Source organism: Neorhizobium sp. PAMB6630 (assembly GCF_058242775.1).
In genome coordinates this window covers 564,360-583,581 of the sequence record NZ_JBZAYV010000002.1, presented here as the reverse complement: position 1 = coordinate 583,581, position 19,222 = coordinate 564,360, and the positions used below count along the sequence as shown (strand labels likewise).

General features: G+C 61.5%; 19 protein-coding genes. 15 read left to right on the top strand and 4 right to left on the bottom strand.

Annotated elements, in window-relative coordinates; all coding sequences use genetic code 11:
- The 7 genes from AC4CWF_RS21440 to AC4CWF_RS21410 are packed head-to-tail and all read left to right on the top strand — an operon-like array spanning position 1 to position 6,501.
- Positions 1-1,131, top strand: coding sequence for a CgeB family protein (locus AC4CWF_RS21440; RefSeq protein WP_491287462.1), 1,131 nt, complete (start codon positions 1-3; stop codon positions 1,129-1,131).
- Positions 1,128-2,216, top strand: coding sequence for a CgeB family protein (locus AC4CWF_RS21435; RefSeq protein ID WP_491287461.1), 1,089 nt, complete (start codon positions 1,128-1,130; stop codon positions 2,214-2,216). The genes AC4CWF_RS21440 and AC4CWF_RS21435 overlap by 4 nt, the downstream gene beginning before the upstream one ends.
- Complete coding sequence (locus AC4CWF_RS21430; protein WP_491287459.1) at positions 2,213-3,334, top strand: CgeB family protein; 1,122 nt, start codon at positions 2,213-2,215, stop codon at positions 3,332-3,334. The genes AC4CWF_RS21435 and AC4CWF_RS21430 overlap by 4 nt, the downstream gene beginning before the upstream one ends.
- A gap of 37 nt (positions 3,335-3,371) precedes the next feature.
- Positions 3,372-4,439, top strand: coding sequence for a UDP-glucuronic acid decarboxylase family protein (locus AC4CWF_RS21425; protein ID WP_491287457.1), 1,068 nt, complete (start codon positions 3,372-3,374; stop codon positions 4,437-4,439).
- A 3-nt stretch (positions 4,440-4,442) separates the two neighbouring features.
- Positions 4,443-5,210 (top strand): TIGR04290 family methyltransferase, encoded by a 768-nt coding sequence (locus AC4CWF_RS21420; protein ID WP_491287456.1) that lies wholly within the window; start codon positions 4,443-4,445, stop codon positions 5,208-5,210.
- Between the two features lie 3 nt (positions 5,211-5,213).
- Positions 5,214-6,071 (top strand): TIGR02587 family membrane protein, encoded by an 858-nt coding sequence (locus AC4CWF_RS21415; protein ID WP_491287454.1) that lies wholly within the window; start codon positions 5,214-5,216, stop codon positions 6,069-6,071.
- On the top strand, positions 6,043-6,501 hold the full coding sequence (locus tag AC4CWF_RS21410; protein WP_491287452.1) for a hypothetical protein: 459 nt from the start codon (positions 6,043-6,045) through the stop codon (positions 6,499-6,501). The genes AC4CWF_RS21415 and AC4CWF_RS21410 overlap by 29 nt, the downstream gene beginning before the upstream one ends.
- Here AC4CWF_RS21410 and AC4CWF_RS21405 read toward each other — a convergent pair whose 3' ends face one another.
- Together AC4CWF_RS21405 and AC4CWF_RS21400 are read right to left on the bottom strand one after the other, a co-directional pair.
- Complete coding sequence (locus tag AC4CWF_RS21405; protein WP_491287450.1) at positions 6,502-6,840, bottom strand: hypothetical protein; 339 nt, start codon at positions 6,838-6,840, stop codon at positions 6,502-6,504. It lies immediately after the preceding gene.
- Between the two features lie 35 nt (positions 6,841-6,875).
- A complete protein-coding gene (locus AC4CWF_RS21400) occupies positions 6,876-7,772 on the bottom strand; it encodes a helix-turn-helix domain-containing protein (RefSeq protein ID WP_491287449.1) in 897 nt (298 codons plus the stop codon).
- A gap of 117 nt (positions 7,773-7,889) precedes the next feature.
- Between AC4CWF_RS21400 and pobA the strand changes: the two genes are divergently transcribed.
- The 4 genes from pobA (at position 7,890) to scpC (ending at position 13,180) form a co-directional block, all read left to right on the top strand.
- Entirely contained in the window at positions 7,890-9,059 is a 1,170-nt protein-coding gene (pobA, locus tag AC4CWF_RS21395; protein ID WP_491287447.1) for a 4-hydroxybenzoate 3-monooxygenase, read from the top strand.
- Positions 9,060-9,239: 180 nt separating this feature from the next.
- Entirely contained in the window at positions 9,240-10,289 is a 1,050-nt protein-coding gene (locus tag AC4CWF_RS21390; RefSeq protein WP_491287445.1) for an NAD(P)-dependent alcohol dehydrogenase, read from the top strand.
- Between the two features lie 5 nt (positions 10,290-10,294).
- The gene (locus AC4CWF_RS21385; protein WP_491287444.1) at positions 10,295-11,536 is read left to right on the top strand and encodes an MFS transporter; all 1,242 of its coding nucleotides are present in this window, start codon (positions 10,295-10,297) and stop codon (positions 11,534-11,536) included.
- A gap of 129 nt (positions 11,537-11,665) precedes the next feature.
- On the top strand, positions 11,666-13,180 hold the full coding sequence (gene scpC / locus AC4CWF_RS21380; protein ID WP_491287443.1) for a succinyl-CoA:acetate CoA-transferase ScpC: 1,515 nt from the start codon (positions 11,666-11,668) through the stop codon (positions 13,178-13,180).
- Positions 13,181-13,242: 62 nt separating this feature from the next.
- Here scpC and AC4CWF_RS21375 read toward each other — a convergent pair whose 3' ends face one another.
- Both AC4CWF_RS21375 and AC4CWF_RS21370 read right to left on the bottom strand, forming a co-directional pair.
- Positions 13,243-13,449 carry a hypothetical protein gene (locus tag AC4CWF_RS21375; RefSeq protein ID WP_491287441.1) on the bottom strand — a complete coding sequence of 69 codons (207 nt, stop codon included), beginning with the start codon at positions 13,447-13,449 and terminating at the stop codon, positions 13,243-13,245.
- Between the two features lie 10 nt (positions 13,450-13,459).
- Positions 13,460-13,645 (bottom strand): hypothetical protein, encoded by a 186-nt coding sequence (locus AC4CWF_RS21370; protein ID WP_491287439.1) that lies wholly within the window; start codon positions 13,643-13,645, stop codon positions 13,460-13,462.
- Positions 13,646-13,752: 107 nt separating this feature from the next.
- Between AC4CWF_RS21370 and AC4CWF_RS21365 the strand changes: the two genes are divergently transcribed.
- From AC4CWF_RS21365 to AC4CWF_RS21350, 4 genes are all read left to right on the top strand, one after another.
- The gene (locus AC4CWF_RS21365) at positions 13,753-15,429 is read left to right on the top strand and encodes a glycoside hydrolase family 13 protein (protein WP_491287437.1); all 1,677 of its coding nucleotides are present in this window, start codon (positions 13,753-13,755) and stop codon (positions 15,427-15,429) included.
- 290 nt (positions 15,430-15,719) lie between these two features.
- Positions 15,720-16,826, top strand: coding sequence for a BMP family ABC transporter substrate-binding protein (locus tag AC4CWF_RS21360; protein WP_491287435.1), 1,107 nt, complete (start codon positions 15,720-15,722; stop codon positions 16,824-16,826).
- A gap of 382 nt (positions 16,827-17,208) precedes the next feature.
- Positions 17,209-18,288, top strand: coding sequence for an ABC transporter permease (locus AC4CWF_RS21355; RefSeq protein ID WP_491287744.1), 1,080 nt, complete (start codon positions 17,209-17,211; stop codon positions 18,286-18,288).
- On the top strand, positions 18,285-19,217 hold the full coding sequence (locus tag AC4CWF_RS21350; RefSeq protein ID WP_491287433.1) for an ABC transporter permease: 933 nt from the start codon (positions 18,285-18,287) through the stop codon (positions 19,215-19,217). The genes AC4CWF_RS21355 and AC4CWF_RS21350 overlap by 4 nt, the downstream gene beginning before the upstream one ends.
- Positions 19,218-19,222: the final 5 nt, after the last annotated feature.

Sequence of the window (19,222 nt, the reverse complement as noted above, 5' to 3'; positions counted from 1 at the left end):
ATGAAGTTTCTGTTTTATACCCATTCCCTCCTCTCCGACTGGAACCATGGCAATGCGCATTTTCTGCGCGGCGTGATGCGCGACCTGAAGCGGCGCGGCCATGAGACGCTGGCGCTGGAGCCGGACAATTCGTGGAGCCGCGAAAACCTGCTGAAGGATCAGGGCGAGGCACCGATCGCCGCCTTCCACGAGACGTTCCCGGACCTCGTATCCGAGATCTACAGCGCCGATTTTGACCATGAGGCGGCGCTCGACAATGCCGATGTGGTGGTGGTTCACGAATGGACCGAGCCGGCGCTGGTCGAGCGGATCGGCAAGGCGCGTCGCAATGGCGGCCGTTTCACGCTCATCTTCCACGACACGCATCACCGGGCCGTTTCGGCGACCGGTGATATCGCGAGTTTAAGCCTTGCCGATTACGATCTGGTGCTGGCCTTCGGCGAGACGCTGCGCGAACGTTATCTTCAGGCCGGCTGGGGCGAACAGGTGTTCACCTGGCACGAGGCTGCCGACGACACGATCTTTTGCCCCATGCCTGAGGTGGAAAAGACCGGCGACCTGATCTGGGTCGGTAACTGGGGCGATGATGAGCGATCAGTCGAAATCTCGGAATTTCTGATCGCGCCGGCGCGGGACCTGAAATTGTCCGCCACCGTGCGCGGCGTGCGTTACCCCGATCATGCGCTGGCCGAATTAAAGGCGGCCGGCATTGTCTATGGCGGCTGGATTGCCAATGCGGATGCGCCGCAGGCCTTTGCCCGCCACCGCATGACCGTGCATATCCCCCGCCGTCCGTATGTCGAAAACCTGCCGGGCATCCCGACCATCCGGGTGTTCGAGGCGCTTTCCTGCGGCATACCGCTGATTTCCGCCCCGTGGGATGACGCCGAAAACCTGTTTCGCCCGGGCCGGGATTTCCTCACCGTCAGCAATGGCGAGGAGATGAAAAAGGCGATGCGGGAGGTGCTGTCGGATGCCTCGCTTGTGGAGGAACTGGTTGCGGCCGGGCTGGAAACAATCACTGCCCGTCATACCTGCCGCCACCGCGTCGATGAACTCCTCACCATCCTTGCCGACCACGGCACGACGGATATCCGCGCCGCGCTGAAGACCCCGGAGGCTGCCGCATGAAAATCGCCTTTTACGGATCAAGCCTTGTATCCGCCTACTGGAACGGTGCCGCCACCTATTATCGCGGTCTGCTGCGGGCCCTGGCGCTCAAGGGCTACGACATCACCTTTTACGAACCCGACGTCTACGATCGCCAGAAGAACCGCGACATCGACCCGCCGGATTGGGCCCGCGTCGTCGTCTACGAAGGCACCGTGGAGGCCCTGAAGCGGGTGACCGTGGAAGCCGCACGCGCCGATATCGTCGTGAAGGCGAGCGGCGTCGGTTTCGAGGATAACCTTCTGCTGGGCGAAATCCTGCGCCACGCCCGCCCGGATGCGCTCAAAATCTTCTGGGACGTCGATGCCCCGGCAACACTTGGCGAGCTGAGGGCCGATCCCGGCCATCCGCTGCACGAGGCACTGTCACAACTCGACATGGTTTTGACCTATGGCGGCGGCGATCCGGTCGTTTCTGCCTATCGCGGGCTTGGCGCCAAGGACTGCGTGCCGATCTACAATGCACTCGATCCCGAGACCCATCATCCCGTCGCGCCCAATCCGCGTTTTTCCGCCGATCTCGGCTTTCTCGGCAACCGGTTGCCGGACCGCGAGGCGCGCGTTGAACATTTCTTCCTGGAGCCTGCCGGAAGTCTGCCGGGCGCACGATTTCTGCTTGGCGGGTCCGGCTGGGAGGGCAAGCCGATGGCCGGCAATATCCGCCCCATCGGCCATGTGCCGACCCGCGACCACAATGCCTTTAACGTTACGCCGAAGGCAGTTTTGAACATCTCGCGCGAGAGCATGGCTGAGAACGGATTTTCGCCAGCCACCCGCGTGTTCGAGGCCGCCGGCGCCGGCGCCTGCCTGATCACCGATTACTGGGAGGGCATCGATCTCTTCCTGAAGCCGGACATCGAAATTCTGGTGGCCCGCGACGGCAAGGACGTTGCCGACATCATGGCGGGGCTGACCCCGGAACGGGCTGAAGCCATCGGCCGCGCGGCGCTGTCGCGCGTTCTTACAGAACACACCTATAGCCACCGCGCCGAAGATGCCGACCGCATTTTCAAGCGCCATGCCGCACGACTGGAGGCCGCCGAATGAGCCAGAAACCGCTTGATATCGTCATCCTCGGCCTGTCGCTCTCCTCCTCTTGGGGCAATGGCCATGCCACGACCTACCGGGCGCTGCTGCGCGGACTTTCGGCTGAAGGGCACAAGGTGCTGTTTCTGGAGCGCGACGTGCCCTGGTATGCGCAGCACCGCGACCTGCCGCAGCCGGATTTCTGCGAACTTCAATATTACGGCGATATAGACGCCATGCTCAATGAGTACGGTGCGCGCATCCAGAACGCCGATGCTGTGATCATCGGCTCCTATGTGCCCTCCGGCCGTGAGCTGATCGACAAGGTCGCGGCGCTTCAGCCTAAAAAGCTCTGCTTCTATGATATCGATACGCCGGTGACACTTGCCATGTTGGAGCGGGACGAGGAGGAGTTTCTGGCCAAGCGCCAGATCCCGCTGTTCGACGGCTATTTCTCCTTCACCGGCGGCCCGATCCTCACCCATCTCGAACGACGGTTTGGCGCGCCGAAGGCGCTTGCGCTTTATTGCTCCGTCGATGCGGACAGGTATGCGCCAACCGGCGAGGCCCCCGTCTGGGATCTCGGCTATCTCGGCACCTACAGCCCCGACCGCCAGCCGACGCTTGAACAACTGCTGATCGAGCCGGCGCGCCGCCTGCCGCAGATGCGGTTTGTCGTCGCCGGTCCGCAATATCCAGACACGATCGATTGGCCGGACAATGTCGAGCGCATCGACCATCTGCCGCCGACCGAACATGCGTCGTTCTACAGCCGCCAGCGGTTCACGCTGAACGTCACCCGCGCCGACATGATTGCGGCCGGCTGGTCGCCGAGCGTTCGCCTGTTCGAGGCGGCGGCCTGCGCATCGCCGATCATCAGCGACGAATGGCCGGGGCTTTCGGAGCTTTTGCCGGATGGCGAAGCACTGCTGATTGCCCATGACAGCGAGGATGTGGTGGCAGCCCTTTCCGGCCTGGATGAGGGCCGGCGCTTGGCAATTGCAGAGGCGGCGCGCGCCCGGGTTCTGGAACATCACACCGGTGCAGCGCGCGGTCGCGAACTTGTCGAGGCGCTTCGGGCGCTCCCCGCACGCACCGCATCCGGCGCAGATTTGGCGCGCCAGAAGATTTCGGCTTGAAGCCACAAAAGTTCGGCATGAGGAGAGAGGAAACCAGATGCTGCAAAGAACAGAACGCGGACAATCCAAAACGGTCCCGGTGGCCAAAACGGTCCTGGTGGCTGGAGGTGCCGGCTTCGTCGGCTCCCACCTCTGCGATGCGCTGCTGGCTAGGGGATGCCGGGTGATCGCCGTCGATTGTTATCTGACGGGCTCGGAAGCCAATATCCTGCCGCTGAAAAACCACCCGAATTTCCGCATGATCGAGAAGGATATCTGCGACCTCAAGACCATGGATGAGCCGGTGGACGAGATCTACAATCTTGCCTGCGCCGCGTCTCCGCCCGCCTACCAGGCCGATCCGGTCCACACGATGATGACCTGCGTGGTCGGAACCGGCAATCTTCTGGCCTTGGCCGAGGCAAACGGCGCCTCCTTCCTGCAGGCCTCGACCAGTGAGGTTTATGGCGATCCGGAAGAACATCCGCAGCGCGAGGATTATCGCGGCAATGTCAACTGCACCGGGCCGCGCGCCTGTTATGACGAGGGCAAGCGCGCCGCCGAAGCGCTGTGCTTCGACATGCTGCGCGCCGAGCGGGTCGATGCCCGTGTCGTGCGCATCTTCAACACCTACGGCCCACGCATGGCGCCGGACGATGGCCGCATCGTCTCCAACCTCATCGTGCAGGCGCTTTCGGGCGAGCCGCTGACCATCTATGGCACCGGCGAGCAGACGCGGTCCTTCTGCTTCGTGAGCGACCTCGTTGCCGGCCTCATCAAGCTGATGGAGGTCAATCCCAATCCGGGCCAGCCGGTCAATATCGGCAATCCCGGAGAGTTCACCATCAATGAACTGGCCGACATGGTGCTGGCTATGGTGCCGACGCGTTCGCGCATCGTCCACCATCCGCTGCCCATGGACGATCCGCAGCGCCGGCGTCCCGACATCAGCCGCGCAAAAGATCTGCTCGGCTGGGAGCCGCGTGTGGCGCTGGCCGACGGTCTACGCCAGACGGTGGACTGGTTTTCATCCACCATGCCGCCAGAAATTCGCCGTCGCGCCGGCCTGCCGCCGGTCGTCAAGCCACGGCCGCTGACGGATGTGCCGCTAAGCCTTGGAGCCTGATCGATGGATGCAAGACGAACACCGTCGGCGGAGATCCGCCGACGCATCGAGGAACTGGGGCCGTGGTTTCACAACATGGACATCGGCGGCATCCAGACGGCACCTGACCATTTTCTGGGCGATTATCCCGCCTTCAAGTGGAAGGGCTTTTCGCATGTTCTGCCGGAGGATCTGCAGGGCCGAAGCGTGCTCGATGTCGGCTGCAATGCCGGCTTCTACACGCTGGAAATGAAGCGCCGCAATGCCGGCCGCGTCGTTGGCATCGATAGCGATCCGCGTTATCTGGCGCAGGCCCGCTTTGCCGCCGAACAGGCCGGTCTCGACATCGAGTTCCGCCAGATGTCCGTCTATGACGTGCCGTTGCTTGGCGAGCGCTTCGATCTGGTGATCTTTATGGGCGTGCTTTATCACCTGCGCCATCCGCTTCTGGCGCTCGATCTGTTGTGGGAGCATGCGGTGGGCAACAAGATGCTGTTTCAGTGCCTGCAGCGCGGCGACGAGCGTATTCCTGATCTTTCAGAGAATTACGATTTTTCCGAATGGAGCCTGTTTGACCGACCGGATTATCCAAAGTTGTTCTTCGTCGAGGAACGGTATGCGTCCGATCCGACCAACTGGTTCATTCCCAACACGGCCGCGATGGAAGCCATGCTGCGCTCGTCGGGATTTGCGATCGTCGAACATCCTGAGCGCGAGGTCTATCTCGTGACGCGTACCGACCGCCATTATGCCGTTGAGCCGGCGCCACGTCTCGGCGGCGGGAGCAGATAAGCCATGCAGGCTGTGCAGGCGGGGCACCCGACGCGGAAATTCACCCTTGGCCTACTGCGCGGCGCTGCCGGCGCCCTGATATTCGGCATCCCTATGCTGATGACCATGGAACTGTGGTTCCTGGGTTTCAGCATGCCGCGCGAGCGCCTGCTGCTTCTGCTTCTGGTCAACATTCCCCTTCTCGTGCTTCTGGCGCACCGCATCGGGTTCGAGCGCACCTTTACGTTGCGCGAAGCGATCCGGGATGCGGTTATTGCCTACGGCCTCGGCATCGTCACAAGTGGCCTCGTGCTCCTGCTTCTCGGCATCCTCAAGCTGGACATGACGCCGAGCGAGTGGCTTGGCAAAGTGGCGCTGCAATCGGTTTCTGCCAGCATCGGTGCCATGCTCGGCCGCTCACAACTCGGCGGCAAAAGCGACGATGAGGAAGAAGAGGGGGAGCCTCGCGATACGGGTGATGAACTGGCCACCGGCTATTTTGGCGAGTTGTTCATGATGGGCGTCGGCGCCCTGTTCTTAAGCCTCAACGTCGCGCCCACCGAAGAAATCATCCTGATTTCCTACAAGATGACGCCTTGGCACAGCCTTGCCGCCATTCTTGTGTCCATCGCGCTGATGCATGGCTTTGTTTATGCGGTGGCCTTTCGAGGCACCCACCAGCTGGATGAGCGCACACCCAACTGGCATGCGCTGGTGCGCTTCACGCTGCCCGGTTATGTGGTGACCTCGTTGATCAGCCTTTACGTGCTCTGGACCTTCGGCCGTCTTGACGACACGGGCTGGACGCAAGCGATGATGTCGATGGTCGTGCTCAATTTCCCAGGTGCGGTGGGTGCTGCCTCCGCCCGGCTGGTTTTATGAAGGAAGCCAACGCGTGACGATAACCAGTCGCAAGGATCACAGCCACAGGGAACAGCAGACGCCGGGTCCGGTCGAATGGTTGTCCGGCCTCATCTCGGCTGTGCTGATCATTTTCCTGATCGCCTGGATGGCGCGCGAAGCGTTTTTGGAGGATACGCCGCCGCCGCAACTGGAGATCGAAATCAAGGGGATCGAGAAGGCCGGCCGCTATTTCCGCGTGGATTTCGACCTTGAAAACCGCTCGGCCTCCACTGCCGCCGCGGTCCATGTGCAAGGTATGTTGAGGCGTGAAGGAGCCGAGCCGGAAATATCGGAAGTGACGTTCGACTATGCGCCTGCCCAATCGCGCACCGCTGGCGGGCTGATGTTTGAGGCCGATCCGGCGGCCGGATCACTCACTATCCGGCCGACCGGTTTTACCGAGCCCTGATCAGTCGGCCATCTGGCCGAGTTCAGGGAATTTCTGGCGCGCATCATCGATCGACGGGCAGATCGTGTCGCTGGCGTCGAGCGAGACGGAAATGCTGTCATCCACATCCAGCTTGCCGTCGAAGATGACGGGAAGGCGTGCGCCACCCTGGCGCACCAGGGTCGCATCATGCTCAAAGCCCTGTTTGAGAAGCCAATCGCGCGGCGCCATCACAGAAATTTTCACCCGTACCGCGTTGTCGTGCTCGCGGGTGGCCGTCAGCTTATAGCCGACATTCGACTGGCCGCCGCCAACCTCCAGCGTTCCGTTGCTGGCAGCTTCCTGTAGGTGTTCGGTCATCGGGCATTCTCCGTTTCAGTGAAAGGATCTGCAACCTAAACCGAAGCGTCCTCGTCTTTGTTCCGCAGGCGCTGGCGTTCCTCCTCGCGAAATCCGCGCGGGGTCTGCCCGGTGCAGCGGCGAAAGCAGCGGGAAAAATAGGCGGGGTCGGAAAAACCGAGGTTTTCGGCGATATGCTGGATGCTGTGGCCGGTAAAGACGAGCGCCCGGCGCGCCTCTTCGATCGACCGTTCCATCACCAGGTCATGTGCAGTCTTGCCGGTGACCTCCTTCACCGCGCGATTGAGATGGGTGGGCGATAGACCGAGCATGCGCGCATAGGCCTCCACTGTCAGCTGCTCGCGGTGATGGCGAAGAATAAGGTCTTTCAGCGCCCGAACGCGCGTCAGCGCCAGATCCGGCACCGTATCGCGCGGCAAGCGCACGAGCAGCCGGCCCAGCATCAGGATGACGGTTGCCACATGGGCTTCCAGAAGTTCCTCGCGCGCCGGGCGCTGCGCCTCATATTCGGCAGCGATGCGAAAGAAGGTGGTTTCCAGATAGGCCGTATCGGGGCTATCAGGCGAAAGCGCGATCACCATGGCATCCGACAGCGGCGCATGCGGCCCGACAAGATCGCCGCCGCCCATCCGCTCCGGCACCAGCGTCAGCACCAGCCCGTCGATGTCGGGCGAAAAGCGAAAGCCATGGACAGGGCCGGGTGGCACGGCAATCACGCATGGCGGCTTCAGCACCACAGTGCCCAAAGGCAATATCGCATCGCCCGAGCCGCTTCGAATGTACAAGAACTGCAGAAAGCTCTCATGCCGGTGCAGGCCGATTTCGAAGCGATATCCGCTGCTGCGTGAAATAATTGTTTCGCAATGCACCCAAAATTCTCGGGGATCGGCAGGCTGCTCGCCATAAAGCTTGTAGGTGGGTATACTGGACACGTCATGCACCTCCTCGCGCATGTTTATTTTGTCCCAGAACTGGCCGGGAATGTCCATTGTTTGACGCCCCTCCGGCAGGCAATTCTCCTGACAAATGTGAATTCGGGAGGATTTGAAATGCGCACACAGGTACTGATCATCGGCTCCGGTCCGTCCGGCCTTCTGCTGGGCCAGCTTCTCACCAAAGCCGGCATCGACAACATCATCGTCGACCGCGTGGGCAAGGATTACATTCTGGGTCGCGTGCGCGCCGGCGTGCTGGAATGGGGCACGGTCGGGCTGCTGGACGAGGCAGGGGCGGGCAAGCGCATGCATGCCGAAGGCCTGCCGCATGACGGTTATTCGCTGGCTTTCGACGGGCGCGACCATCGTATCGATCTCTTCGGCCTCACCGGCAAGAAGGTCATGGTCTACGGCCAGACCGAGGTGACGCGCGATCTCATGGAGGCGCGCGAAGGCTCGGGCGCCATGACCATTTATGATGCCCAGAACGTCGAACCGCACGGCTTTGACGGCAGCGCCCCCTACGTGACCTTCGACAAGAACGGCGTCAAACAGCGGATCGACTGCGATTTCATCGCCGGTTGCGACGGTTTTCATGGCGTCAGCCGCAAATCGGTGCCGGAAAAGGCCATCCAGAATTTCGAGAAAGTTTATCCCTTCGGCTGGCTCGGCGTCCTCGCCGATATTCCGCCGGTCAGCCACGAGCTGATCTATGCCAACCATCCGCGCGGCTTTGCGCTGTGTTCCATGCGCTCGGAAACCCGAAGCCGGTATTATGTGCAATGTGACCTCGATGACAAGGTCGAGAACTGGTCGGACGAACGCTTCTTCGACGAGTTGCGTCGCAGGCTTCCGGCAGAACATGCCGAAGCGATGGTGACGGGTCCGTCGTTTGAAAAGTCCATCGCGCCGCTGCGGTCGTTCGTTGCCGAGCCGATGCGCTTCGGGCGGATGTTCCTCGTTGGCGATGCCGCCCACATCGTGCCGCCGACCGGCGCCAAGGGCCTCAACCTTGCCGCGAGCGACGTGTTCTACCTGTTCGAAGGCTTGCGCGAGCATTATGGTGAAAAATCCAATGCCGGTATCGATGTTTATTCCGAACGCGCGCTGAAGCGGGTGTGGAAATCGGTACGCTTCTCCTGGTCGATGACCACGCTGATGCATCGTTTTCCCGACACCGGCGAATTCGGCCAGAAGATCCAGGAGGCGGAACTGGATTATCTCACCCATTCCAAGGCTGCCTCCACCGCCATGGCCGAAAATTACGTCGGCCTTCCCTACTGACAAGCGGGATTTGCAGCGACTGCCGGAGGATCGTGCAAGAATTCCGGCAGATCGAACAAACCGATTCAGACGGCCCCGCGCTATGAGAAGGAACGGCTCCCGTCTGCGGAGCCGTTTCCAGTTTGAAGTCTGTCACTCCCTGATCAGTCTACTGGTCCACCCCATTGAAAGGTTATCATCATGGCTATTGCACGAGGCTATGCGGCAACCGATGCGTCCAAGCCGCTCGAACCGTTCACCTTTGAGCGCCGCGAGCCGCGCGAGGACGATGTTGTCATTTCCATCAAATATTGCGGCGTCTGCCACTCGGATATCCACCAGGCCCGCAACGAATGGGGCGGTTCGATCTATCCGATGGTACCCGGTCATGAAGTCGCCGGCATCGTCACAGCCGTCGGCCCCAATGTGACGAAATTCAAGGTCGGCGATCATGTCGGCGTCGGCTGCTTCGTGGATTCCTGCGTTCATTGCGCAAGCCGCGACCTTGACACCGAACAGTATCAGCCGGGCCTCGTCGGCACCTACAATGCCTATGAAGCCGATGGCACGACGCCGACCTATGGCGGTTATTCCGACAGCATGGTGGTGAAGGAAGGTTATGTCCTCTCCATCCCGGAAAACCTGCCGCTTGACCGCGCAGCCCCGCTGCTCTGCGCCGGCATCACGCTTTACTCGCCGCTCGCCCACTGGAAGGCCGGTCCCGGCAAGAAGGTCGCCGTCATCGGCATGGGCGGCCTCGGCCACATGGGCGTCAAGATCGGCGCGGCCATGGGTGCTGATGTGACCGTGCTTTCGCAGAGCCTGTCGAAAAAAGACGATGGCCTCGCCTTCGGCGCCACCGCCTATTACGCAACGTCGGACGCGGAAACGTTCAAGACGCTCGCCGGCACATTCGATCTCATCCTCTGCACCGTCAGCGCCGAGATCGACTGGAACGCCTATCTGTCGCTCCTGAAGGTCGATGGCACGATGGTTCTGCTCGGCGTTCCGGAAAATCCGGTGCCGGTTCATGCCTTCTCGCTGATCGGCGGGCGCCGCACGCTGGCCGGCTCGATGATCGGTTCTATCAAGGAAACGCAGGAGATGCTGGACTTCTGCGGCAAGCACGACATCTTGCCGGAAATCGAACTGCTCGACATCAAGGATATCAACGAAGCCTATGAGCGCGTCATCAAGAGCGACGTGCGCTACCGCTTCGTGATCGACATGGCAACGCTGCCGAAGGCCTGAAACACATGATGGACCAACGCTCCGAAGGTTTGAACGCTCCGCCTCGTTCCGAAACGGTGGAGGCAGAGCCGGAAGCCCCTTCGGCGGCGTTGATCTCCATCATCGGATTGGCGGCGGGTTCGCTCGTCGCCAATATCTATTATGCCCAGCCGCTGGTGAGCGAGATTGCCGCCGACCTCGGCATCAACGCCGATTTTGCCGGTGCGCTCACCTCCGTCACGCAGATCGGTTACGGCATTGGCCTGTTCTTCCTGGTGTCGCTCGCCGATCTCGTGGAAAACAAGCGCCTGGTGCTGATCACGCTCACCATCACCATGCTTGGCCTTGTCGGCATGGGGCTCTCCAGCGCCGTTCTCCCCTTCGTGCTCGCCTCCTTCCTCATCGGCGTCTGCTCCACCGGCGCGCAGGTGCTGATCCCCTTCATCGCCCACCGGGTTCCGATTGCAAAACGCGGTCGCGTCGTCGGCAATGTCATGGCCGCCGTCTTGACCGGCATCATGCTGGCGCGGCCCGTTTCGTTGTTCGTTGCGGCAAGTTTTGGCTGGCGGGCGATCTTTTTCGTGTCTGCGGGGCTGATGGCGGTGATCGGACTTTCACTTGCGAAGATGATGCCGCGTCAGCAGCCGCAGAGCGGCATGACCTATCCGCAGATCCTGGGATCCATGGGCACGCTCATCCGGGAGACGCCGGTGCTGCGCTGGCGCTCGCTTTATCAGGCCATCGTGTTCTGCGCCTTCAACCTGTTCTGGACGGCCATCCCCTTTGCGCTGTCGGAACGTTTTGACCTTGGTCAGCACCAGATCGGCCTTTTTGCGCTGGCCGGTGCCGGCGGCGCGCTTGCCGCACCCATTGTCGGGCGGCTTGCCGATCGCGGGTTTGGGCGACTGCTGTCGGTCACGGCCATGGTGGGGCTTGCGGTGTTTTTTGCAGCGAGCGGTTATGCGGTGGCAGCCGGTGCTCTTGTTCTTCTTGGCCTCTGCGCTGTCCTCATCGATGCGGGCGTGCAGGCAAACCAGATCGTCAGCCAGCGCATCATCTTTGCCATCGCGCCGGAAAAGCGCGGCCGCCTCAACGCCATCTACATGACCTCAGCCTTCATCGGCGGCGCCATCGGCTCGACGCTCGGCACGCTCACCTATCACTATGGCGGCTGGACCGGCACCGCCGCCTTCGGCAGCCTGCTCGGCATTTTGGGCGTGGTGCTGTTCATGATCGAGCAGGCGGGACACCGGCGCGCGGCAGGCTGAGCGGCGCAAGAGGCGCCGTTTCATTCCCTGATCCCGAGGGCGCGCTTGATTTCGGTCAAGGCGCAGCCATGATCGGCCACTAGGTTTGGCGTCGGGAGGACTTTTGATGAAACGCCAGGACGCAAGGCCATGCTTGAAGACCGTATCAGACGCCCCTCCCTTATGGACCGGATCGTAAGCCCTGAAGTGGCTGCAAGCCTCATCCGCGATGGCATGATCATCGGTATGAGCGGGTTTACCCGCGCCGGCGATGCCAAGGCCGTGCCGCTTGCCATGGCGGCGCGGGCAAAGACCGATCCCTTCCAGATCACGCTTCTGACCGGCGCGTCGCTCGGCCATGATATCGACCGGATGCTGACGGAAGCGCATGTGCTGGCGCGTCGCATGCCGTTTCAGACGGATGCGACGCTGCGCGCGGCCATCAATCGCGGCGAGGTGATGTTCATTGACCAGCATCTTTCCGAAACCGTGGAGCACCTGCGCTCCAACCAGCTTGGGCCCATCGATTACGCGATCATCGAGGCCGCCGCGATCCGCGAGGATGGTGGGATCATTCCCTCCACCTCCATCGGCAATTCCGCAAGTTTTGCGATCCTTGCCAAGAAAATCATCATCGAGATCAACCTGTCGCAGTCGCTCGATCTGGAAGGCCTGCACGACATCTACATCCCGACGAAACGTCCGACGCGCGAGGCCATTCCGGTGGTGGCCTGCGATACCCGGGCCGGCTTGCCCTATATCCCTGTTGATCCCGACAAGATTGCCGCCATCGTCATCACCCACGAGCATGACAGCTTTTCCACCATCGAGGCGCCGGATGCCGAGACGCAGGCGATTGCCGATCACCTGATTGCCTTCTTCGAGGATGAGGTGAGGCTCGGCCGGCTGGACCTGACGCTCAATCCCTTGCAGGCCGGCATCGGCACGATTGCGAATTCCGTTCTGGCGGGGCTGTCGGACGGGCCGTTCCACCACTTACGCCTTTATAGCGAAGTGCTGCAGGACAGCACGTTCGATCTCTTCGATGCCGGCAAGCTCTTCTTCGCATCGGGCTCGTCCATCACGCTGTCGTCGGCCTGCAGCGCCCGCGTCTACGGCAATTTCGAGCGCTATAAAGACCGGCTGGTGCTGCGCCCGCAGGAGATCAGCAACCATCCGGAAGTCATCCGCCGTCTCGGCGTTATCGGCATCAACACGGCGCTGGAGGTGGATATCTACGGCAATGTGAACTCTACCCATGTCAACGGCACGCAGATGATGAACGGCATCGGCGGCTCCGGCGATTTTGCCCGCAATGCCTACATTTCCATTTTCGTCACGAAGTCGCTCGCCAAGGGCGGACGCATTTCCTCGGTGGTGCCGATGGTCGCCCATGTCGATCATACCGAGCATGACGTCGATATCATCGTGACGGAAAACGGTTTGGCGGATCTGCGCGAACTTGCTCCACGCGAACGGGCTCAAAAGATCATCGCCCATTGCGTGCATCCGAGCTACCGCGCCGAGCTGCAGGATTATTTCGACCGCGCCGTCGCCCGCGGTGGCCATACGCCGCATCTTCTGGAAGAGGCATTTTCCTGGCACCTGCGCAGCCGCGACAGCGGCGACATGCGGAAGCCCATCGCCCGCGCCGCCGCCGAATAGATAAGGCAACGCCCGCGCAAGGCGCCACCGGCACCTGCACGGGCGTTACATCGGTCTGAAGATCAGCCGTGCGACGTGCCGCCCTTGGCGGCCGGATCATGGCTGTGGTGATGGTCACGCTCGCCACCACCGCCGGAGACCTTGGCAGTTGCGCCGTTGTCCGAATCCGCCGGCGGCTTGTGCAGATCGAGTGGCGCCTTGGCGTTCTGGTCGGAGGAACCCGGTCCGCCTTGGCGGATGGTGTTCGGATGTTTGGTGGATGTGCTCATCATCGCGCTCCTATCGGTCCTGCTGATAGCCCTGATGGGTGGTGTTGACCTTTGAATTGCCCTGCTGGCCCTGCTTGTCGAAATTGTTGGCCTTGGGGTCCGCGGCCGCGGCTTCGTTGAGGTCGGCCTGTGCCGGTTCGCCCGGCCCCTTCGGGCTGCGGTTGTCGCCGGGCACGGGGGGAAGCTTGCTGTTCATGGTGAACCTCCTCGGATCGTTCGTCGATAGGGATCGAACAGCCGCCCGGGGGGTGATGTTCCCGAAAACCTCCCTACATGCTGGAGAGGATCAAAGAGGAGACATCCATGCCTGAGGTGACGCATCATCTGCCGCAAGCCGGCGTTCTGCCGCGCAAATGGTGGCACTCCGCCACCGTCTACCAGATCTATCCGCGCAGCTTTGCCGACAGTAACGGCGATGGCATCGGTGATATCCCCGGTATCATTTCGAAGCTGGATTATCTGGAAAAGCTCGGCATCGACGTCATCTGGCTCTCGCCGATCTTCAAGTCACCCATGGATGACAATGGCTACGATATCTCCGACTATCAGGATATCGCGCCGGAATTCGGCACGCTTGAGGATTTCGACCGTCTTCTGGCGGCCGCAAAAGAGCGTGGCATCGGCATCCTGCTCGACCTCGTCGTCAATCACACCTCGGATGAACATGCATGGTTTGTTGACGCCCGCAAATCTCGCGACAATCCGTTTCGCGATTTCTACATCTGGCGTGATCCGGCAGAGGATGGCGGCGTGCCGAACCCGCTACAGTCTAATTTCGGTGGTCCTGCCTGGACGCTGGACGAGGCGACGGGCCAATATTACCTGCACCTGTTTTCCCGCCGCCAGCCGGATCTCAACTGGGAGAACCCGAAGGTGCGGGCAGAAGTCTACCGCATGATGAACTGGTGGCTCGATCGCGGCATTGCCGGTTTTCGCATGGATGTGATCGACCTCATCGGCAAGCAAGTGGATGCCGGCATCACCAGCGATGGTGCCCATCTGCACGACTATCTCCAGGAGATGAACCGGGAAACCTTTGGCCATCGCGATGTTCTGACGGTGGGCGAAACCTGGAGCGTGACGCCAGGCTCTGCGCTGCTTTATTCCGGGCGGGATCGCGGCGAGCTTTCCATGGTCTTCCAGTTCGAGCATGTGACGCAGCGCTGGGACGAAACCTTTGGCAAATGGCGCTCGAAACCCTTCGATCTCGTCGGCTTGAAGGCCGCCTTTACAAAATGGCAGCATGCGCTTTCGCAGGATGGTTGGAATTCGCTGTTCTGGGGCAATCACGATCTGCCGCGCGCCGTGTCCCGCTACGGCGACGACCGCAATTTCCCGCTTCACTCGGCAAAGACGCTGGCAACCGTGCTGCACCTGATGAAGGGCACGCCCTATATCTATCAGGGCGAGGAAATCGGCATGACGAATGTGCCGTTCGAGAGTATTTCGCAATACCGGGATATCGAGACGCTGAACATGCATCGGCTGAACATCGAGGCCGGGCTTTCGGAAGAAAACTTCATCAAGGGCGCCAATGAAAACAGCCGCGACAATGCCCGCACGCCCATGCAGTGGAGCGATCGACCGCAGGCGGGCTTTACCAGCGGCACGCCGTGGATTGCGGTAAACGCCAATTACCGGCAGATCAACGCTCACGCCGCTCTTGCCGATGAGAACTCCGTTTTCCATCACCACGCAAAGCTGATTGCGCTTCGCAAAAGCCACGACGTCATCGTCTATGGCAGCTACCAGTCCTTCCTCGACCAGCATCCGGACGTCTTCGTTTATACGCGAACGCTGGACGGTGAGCGGGTGACGGTGATTGCAAGCTTCAGCGGCAAACCGCTTGATCTTGAAGTCCCCACTGAGCTGGAAACCCGGGGCGAGGCGCTCATCTGGAACTATGGTCCGGTCTCCGAGGTGCGGGGCAGCATGACGCTGCAGCCTTATGAATCCTTTGCGGTGCTGACGCGCGGTTGAGTGTTTTCGAGCTTTTGGAGGGGAGGGGGAAGCGCACCGCTACCCGCTCTTCCGGTTCCAGACACATGCGTCAGTGGCGGCTTTCGTTGTATGCAATCGGATTGCGTATGATTATTATTTAATCAACTGGGAAATAATGATTAATATATAATCACTGTAAGGCAGGTGGTGCATTTGCCGCCACACAAATGATTTCAGATGCTTGGCCGGCATAAAGCGCATGGCATGCCCTTTGCATTGTTCTTTGCGAAGACCCGGACGGGGTTGAAGCAAAAACAAGGGGAGTGCCAATGTCTCGATACGAACTGTCTCGCCGCGCGCTGATCAAGGCTGGCCTTGCCGGTGCTGCTGCAACAACCCTGCCGATGCGCATTGCCAGCGCCGAAGCCGCCGTTACGGTCGGTATCGTTTATGTCGGCCCGCGCGATGATTTCGGTTGGAACCAGGCGCATGCGGTGGCGGCTGCCGCGCTGAAGGGTGTCTCCGGCGTCACCGTCATCGAAGAGGAAAACGTGCCGGAAACGGATGCGGTCTCCAAGTCGATCGAGTCCATGATCAATCTGGATGGCGCAAACCTGATCCTTGCCACCTCCTTCGGCTACTACAATCCCTTCGTCGTCGACATGGCCAAGAAATATCCGGCCGTCGAGTTCCGCCATGCAGCGCCGCTCTGGTCGAAGGACAAGGATCCAAAAAATGCCGGCTCCTATTTCCCCTATCTCAACCAGGCGCATTATGTGAACGGCGTGGCGGCAGGCCTGTCGTCGCCATCAGGCAAGATCGGCTTCGTCGCGGCAAAGCCCATCCCTTCCGTTCTCTCCAACATCAACTCGGTTCTGCTCGGCGCCCGCTCGGTCAATCCGGCCGCGACCGTCCGCGTCATCTTCACCGGCGACTGGTCGCTGCCGGTGCGCGAGGCGGAAGCCACCAACGCGCTGGTTGATGCCGGCTGCGATGTCATCACCTGCCATGTCGATAGCCCCAAAGTGGTGATCGAGACGGCGGAAGCCCGTGGCGTCAAGTCGCTCGGCCACAACGCCTCCCAGGCGCCGCTTGCGCCAAAGGGCTTCATCACCGGCGCCGAATACAAGTGGGAGACGATCTACAAGTCGTTTGCCGCCGATATCGCCGCCAAGAAGACCCTGCCGAATTTTCTGGTCGGCGGCTATGACAAGGACATGCTGCGCTCCACGCCTTACGGCGCTGGTGCCACGGACGCAGCCAAGAAGGCTGCCGATGCCGCCATTGCCGCGCTGAAGGGCGGCGTACCCATCTACAAGGGCACGCTGAAGGACAACCAGGGCAAGGTCGTTGTCGACAAGACCTATGACAATTACGACCCCTATCTCGACGGTATGAACTGGCTGCTGGAAGGCGTCCAGGGCTCGATCACCTGAGGCACGTCTGCTCAGGCGAATGGCGATTGGACGTGGATGAAGGCCCTCTCTGGCCTGCCGGCCATCTCCCCCACAAGGGGGGAGATAGCACGCGGTAGGCGTCCCGTTCCTGCGTAAAAGCGCGCGGTGGGGTTAAGCCCTCCCCCTTGTGGGGAGGGGTTGGGGAGGGGCCTTAGGCCGTGTGCCATCACCGCCAACGTCCGGGAGAAGGGCGCCAAGTCGATCCCTTCCTGACGCAGCGCAAACGGGGTCCCCCTGCGGCAGGGTGGCCCCAGCAGGACCGGCCCTTAAAAGTCGGTTTCACCCATCCTCCGGTCAGATTTCCGGTGAGAGGAGAGTGCAAGTGGCAGACATGACGGTTCAACCTCTTTCGGTGGCGTCGATGAAGCGCCGACCCAGCGTCGGCACGCTGAAATTTGCCGAATCCATCTTTATCCCGGTTGCAGCGCTGCTGGTGTCTGCGGCGCTGTTTTCGCTGTTTCTTCTCAGCCTTGGAAAATCGCCGGCGCTGTTCTTCCAACTCATCTGGGTCGGCGGTTTCGGCTCCAGCTTTTCCTTCCAGAACTCGCTGCAACGGGCCGCACCGCTCATCCTCACGGGCCTTGCCTTTGCCATTCCCGCCCGTATCGGGCTCACCATGATCGGTGGCGAGGGCGCGCTGGTGCTGGGCGGGCTCGGCGCGGCAGCGATTGCCATTCCGCTGGTGACAGCCGGCGTGCCGCCGTTCCTCACGCTGCCGCTGATGGCGCTTGCCGCGATGCTCGCCGGCGGTGTCTGGATCGGCCTTGCCGGCTGGCTGCGCTATTATCGCGGCGTCAACGAAACCATCTCGTCGCTGCTTTTGTCCTATATCGCCATTGCCACGATGAATTTTTTCGTGGAGGGCGCGCTGCGGGATCCGGCCTCTGCCAACAAGCCCTCGACCATGCCCATCGGTGATGCCTACCGTATCGGCGCCATTCCGGGCACGCAGGTGCATTGGGGATTGGCCGCCGGCCTCATCCTCGCGATTATCCTGCATGTGCTGATGACGCGCACCACGTTTGGGTTTGCCGCCCGCGTCACCGGCGGCAATGCGCGCGCCGCCCTTGCGCAAGGGCTGCCCGTCGGCAAGCTCATCGTCCTCTGCTGTGTGCTCGCCGGCGGCTGCGCCGGTCTGGCGGGTTTTTACGAAGTGGCGGCCGTTCACGGGCAGGCCAATGCCTCGCTTGTCGCGGGTTATGGCTTTACCGGCATTCTCGTTGCCTTTCTCGCCCGCCAAGTGCCGCTTGCCGTCATTCCGGTCGCCATCCTGTTCGGCGCGCTGGCGGCGGCCGGCGGCGTCATCCAGCGGCGCATGGGCATGCCGGATGCCACGGTTCTGGTGCTGCAGGGCCTCATCTTCGTGGTGCTTTTGACCAGCGAGACCTTTTACGGCCGCATTCCCTTTTTCCAGCCGAAAAGCGTGGAGGAACGCACATGAGCGGAACCATCAGCGACGGCGCCCTTGTCACCGCCCTCATCGCAATGCTCGGCGGTGCCATCCGCGTCTCCACCCCCTTCATGTTCGTGGCACTTGGCGAATGCCTGACGGAAAAATCCGGCCGCATCAATCTCGGGCTGGAGGGCAGCCTCGTCCTTGGCGCCATGGTCGCCTATGCCGCCTCCTATCTCACGGGAAATCCGTGGGCGGGCGTGTTCTTCGGCGGTTGCGCCGGTCTCGTGCTCGGGGCGCTGCACGGCTTCATCTGCAAGCTGCCGAAGGTCAACGACATCGCCATCGGCATCGCCTTCATGAGTTTCGGCACCGGTCTCGCCTTCTTTTTCGGCAAGCCCTACATCCAGCCGCAGGCCCCGCGTCTTGAGGCCATCCATCTCGGCGACTGGACGGGCGATTCGCGCCTTGCCCAGGCGCTTGAGGTGAACCCGCTGTTCTTTGTCGGCGTGGCGCTGGCGCTTCTGATGTGGTGGGCGTTTCGCAACACCCGCTTCGGCCTCATCATTCGCATGACCGGCGATAGCGCACCGGCGGCAAAGGCCATGGGCGTCTCGGTCGATCTGGTGCGTTTTATCGCAACGGCGATCGGCGGTTTCATGGCCGGCATCGGTGGAGCCTTCCTGTCGCTTTATTATCCGGGCTCGTGGAACCAGGGCCTGTCGTCGGGCCAGGGGTTGATGGCGGTGGCGCTGGTCATCTTTGCCCGCTGGGGGCCGCTGCGCTGCATTCTGGCCGCCCTCCTGTTCGGGGCTGCCGGTGCGCTCGGGCCTTCGCTGCAATCGGTCGGCATTTCCCAAGGCTATTATTTCTTCAACGCCGCCCCTTACATCCTCACGCTCTTCATCATGATTGCGTCCGCCCGTTCGAAGGCTGCCGCGCGTGAGGCGCCGGGCGAACTGTCTATTACCAAGTGAGGCCT

What these genes read in the sequence shown, in the direction of transcription:
- AC4CWF_RS21440 (WP_491287462.1), top strand. Translation starts at nt 1, where the DNA reads ATGAAGTTTCTGTTTTATACCCATTCCCTCCTCTCCGACTGGAACCAT.
- AC4CWF_RS21375 (WP_491287441.1), bottom strand. Translation starts at nt 13,449, where the DNA reads ATGAGCACATCCACCAAACATCCGAACACCATCCGCCAAGGCGGACCG.
- pobA (WP_491287447.1), top strand. Translation starts at nt 7,890, where the DNA reads ATGCGCACACAGGTACTGATCATCGGCTCCGGTCCGTCCGGCCTTCTG.
- AC4CWF_RS21360 (WP_491287435.1), top strand. Translation starts at nt 15,720, where the DNA reads ATGTCTCGATACGAACTGTCTCGCCGCGCGCTGATCAAGGCTGGCCTT.
- AC4CWF_RS21420 (WP_491287456.1), top strand. Translation starts at nt 4,443, where the DNA reads ATGGATGCAAGACGAACACCGTCGGCGGAGATCCGCCGACGCATCGAG.
- AC4CWF_RS21355 (WP_491287744.1), top strand. Translation starts at nt 17,209, where the DNA reads ATGAAGCGCCGACCCAGCGTCGGCACGCTGAAATTTGCCGAATCCATC.
- AC4CWF_RS21435 (WP_491287461.1), top strand. Translation starts at nt 1,128, where the DNA reads ATGAAAATCGCCTTTTACGGATCAAGCCTTGTATCCGCCTACTGGAAC.
- AC4CWF_RS21405 (WP_491287450.1), bottom strand. Translation starts at nt 6,840, where the DNA reads ATGACCGAACACCTACAGGAAGCTGCCAGCAACGGAACGCTGGAGGTT.
- AC4CWF_RS21430 (WP_491287459.1), top strand. Translation starts at nt 2,213, where the DNA reads ATGAGCCAGAAACCGCTTGATATCGTCATCCTCGGCCTGTCGCTCTCC.
- AC4CWF_RS21370 (WP_491287439.1), bottom strand. Translation starts at nt 13,645, where the DNA reads ATGAACAGCAAGCTTCCCCCCGTGCCCGGCGACAACCGCAGCCCGAAG.
- AC4CWF_RS21390 (WP_491287445.1), top strand. Translation starts at nt 9,240, where the DNA reads ATGGCTATTGCACGAGGCTATGCGGCAACCGATGCGTCCAAGCCGCTC.
- scpC (WP_491287443.1), top strand. Translation starts at nt 11,666, where the DNA reads ATGCTTGAAGACCGTATCAGACGCCCCTCCCTTATGGACCGGATCGTA.
- AC4CWF_RS21385 (WP_491287444.1), top strand. Translation starts at nt 10,295, where the DNA reads ATGATGGACCAACGCTCCGAAGGTTTGAACGCTCCGCCTCGTTCCGAA.
- AC4CWF_RS21365 (WP_491287437.1), top strand. Translation starts at nt 13,753, where the DNA reads ATGCCTGAGGTGACGCATCATCTGCCGCAAGCCGGCGTTCTGCCGCGC.
- AC4CWF_RS21350 (WP_491287433.1), top strand. Translation starts at nt 18,285, where the DNA reads ATGAGCGGAACCATCAGCGACGGCGCCCTTGTCACCGCCCTCATCGCA.
- AC4CWF_RS21425 (WP_491287457.1), top strand. Translation starts at nt 3,372, where the DNA reads ATGCTGCAAAGAACAGAACGCGGACAATCCAAAACGGTCCCGGTGGCC.
- AC4CWF_RS21415 (WP_491287454.1), top strand. Translation starts at nt 5,214, where the DNA reads ATGCAGGCTGTGCAGGCGGGGCACCCGACGCGGAAATTCACCCTTGGC.